The 2,366-nt window shown below is 50.5% G+C and carries 2 protein-coding genes; both read right to left on the reverse strand.

The annotated features are described in order from the left end of the window. Positions 1 to 133: 133 nt before the first annotated feature. Complete coding sequence (gene fni, locus FD23_RS08600) at positions 134 to 1,159, reverse strand: type 2 isopentenyl-diphosphate Delta-isomerase (RefSeq protein WP_074027694.1); 1,026 nt, start codon at positions 1,157 to 1,159, stop codon at positions 134 to 136. Between the two features lie 10 nt (positions 1,160 to 1,169). Further along, positions 1,170 to 2,252, reverse strand: a complete 1,083-nt coding sequence (locus tag FD23_RS08605; RefSeq protein ID WP_025896540.1) for a phosphomevalonate kinase — start codon at positions 2,250 to 2,252, stop codon at positions 1,170 to 1,172. Positions 2,253 to 2,366 lie beyond the last annotated feature (114 nt).

The following is a 2,366-nucleotide window of genomic DNA, read 5'->3' on the forward strand; positions in this document are numbered from 1 at the left end:
CTTGTTACTACAATTTTTCTTAAAAAAAAAAGCGCGGCCAAGCCGCGCCAAAAAAATACTGTTAACAAATAAATCCAAGGGAAAATTTTGTCAACAGTTATTTCTTTAGCTCTTTATTTTTTACTCGCTTGCTTTATTTGCCAGCATATTGCTTAAGCTGGTCAAACTGATTCTTCAGTTCCAAGTCTAAGTAATATGGCTGCTTGACTGGCAGACAGCCTTGCCCATATAAGGCAAAAAGGTAGGCCAGTTCTTCCTTCCAGCGGCCGATTTCTTCATCCAGGCCATCCAGGCCCTCATTTAAAAGGGTGTGGAGGAAGTGGTTGGCCACGCCTACAAATTTGCCGCCCAGGGCCAGGCCCTTGAAGACGTCCAGCGGATTTCTGACCCCGCCAGAGACGATCAGCTGCTTGGTCAAAGGCGCTGCCAAAAGGGCAGCCAGGGCCGTTGGCAGGCCACAGTCGTTCAAATACGCCATGGGGTGGGGGTTGCGGGAATTTTCGATTTGGGCAAAATTGGTGCCGCCAGCTCCCCCGATATCGAACCAGCTAAAGCCAGCTGCCTGCAATTTTTGCAGGCTGACTGGATCCAGGCCGCTGCCGACTTCCTTGACGATGACTGGCACGCCAGCTGCTTCTTTAATCTCCAGCATCCGGTCCAGCCAGACAAAGTTCCGGTCGCCTTCAGGCATGGGGATCTCCTGAGCCACGTTAAGGTGGATCTGCAGGGCATCTGCTTGCAGATCCTTGACGATCTTGGCAGCCGCTTTAGCTGGAGTTAAAGGATTAACATTAGCAAACAAGAGGCCGTCTGGATTGGCTTCTCTAGCTACGTAAAAAGACTCCAGCTGGTCTTCTTCCTTGGTCAAGATGCTGGCTGAACCCAAGGCCAGGGCAATTTGCTGCTTATTGGCAATTTCACCCAGCTGCCGGTTGATCTGCCTGGATTTTTCCGACCCGCCAGTCATCGCGTTGATGAAGAAGGGGGCGGCTAACTCTTTGCCAAACCAGGTCGTCTTGACGGCGTTCAGGTTAACCTGGCTTTCAGGCAGGGCCGGGCGGAGCAGGTGTACCTGGTCAAAGGAATTCGTTTTTTGGGCATTAAAAAACATCTGTGTCAAAGCCAGATGTTCTTCTTTTCTTATAGATCTTTGTGACATCGCAATGCTCTTAGTAAGTTAATTCAGATTGGTGAATGTGAAATTCCAGGGGCAGGATGTTGTTCTTGACCCATTCCTTGCGGAGGCGGTCAATATCGGTGTCCTTGTTGACGATGACGATGCCGCAGTCGCCGTTGCCCGCGCCGCTGGTCTTGGCCGCGCCGCCAAACTTGTTGGCGATTTCGATCAGCTCAGTCAAGCGGGGAATTTCGATAGCAATATTGTTGATAGCGGCAAAATGCTGCAGCAAGCGGCGGTTGATGCCGATCTGCTTTTGAATCAAAGCGATGTTGGCTTCTTCAAAACCGCGGATCATCTGCAAAACGCACTTGCGTGAGTCTGCCAAAAACTTGGCGTACTCAGTCCGCAGGTTGTTCTTGTTGGCGTTAGTCTTGTCAACCAGGCGGGAAGTTGAAGCTGGCTGCTGGCTCCAGCCAATCAAGAGCTCCATGCCCTTCGGCGGAACCAGCTGCTGGATCTTCAGACCTGGCCAGGCTTCACCAACTACCGCTGACAGGGACTTGCTTGCCAGTTCTTCTTTCAGCCAGAGCTTGTTGAAGGTCTGGTAGGCGATCCAGCCGCCGTAGACGCTGGCCGCGATATCGCCGGCGCTGCCGTTGCCTTGGACTGAGTAGTGAGAAATTGTGGAGAGCTTGTAAATCAGGTCCTTGCTTGCCTGGACACCGTAAAAGTGCAAGATTGCCTTGACCGTCGCGACCGTGACCGCGGCTGAAGAACCCAGGCCATACTTCTTGCCATCTGCGGAATCCAGGTCAGAATTGACAAACAAGTCGTAAACGTCCATCTTGACCTTCTGTTCCAGGCAGTATCTTTCAGTGAAAGAAATTGCGGACAGAATGTATTCAAATGGATTGTCCCGGTTGTCGATCACTATCTTTGACCCCCGTCTGACCCAGTGAATGGAGTCCTGGGAGTATTGCTTGGAGTGAATCAAGCCGGTGTCGCTGCTGCTTGGCTTGATTGAGACCCTGACGTATTGGTCAAGGGCGACCAGAATGGCTGGACAGTCTTGTTCCAAGACAGCGTATTCTCCGGCAATGTAAAGTTTGCCTGGCGCTTTTTCAGTAATCACAAAAACTCTTCCTCTTATTCTTTTAATTTTTTCTTTTCGCCGATTGTAAAATTAAACTGAACACTGTTCCGATCCAGTAAGAAAAATCGTTTTCACTGGATCAGAGCACAAAAA

The sequence above is a fragment of the Lactobacillus delbrueckii subsp. delbrueckii DSM 20074 = JCM 1012 genome (assembly GCF_001433875.1).
Classification (GTDB): domain Bacteria; phylum Bacillota; class Bacilli; order Lactobacillales; family Lactobacillaceae; genus Lactobacillus; species Lactobacillus delbrueckii.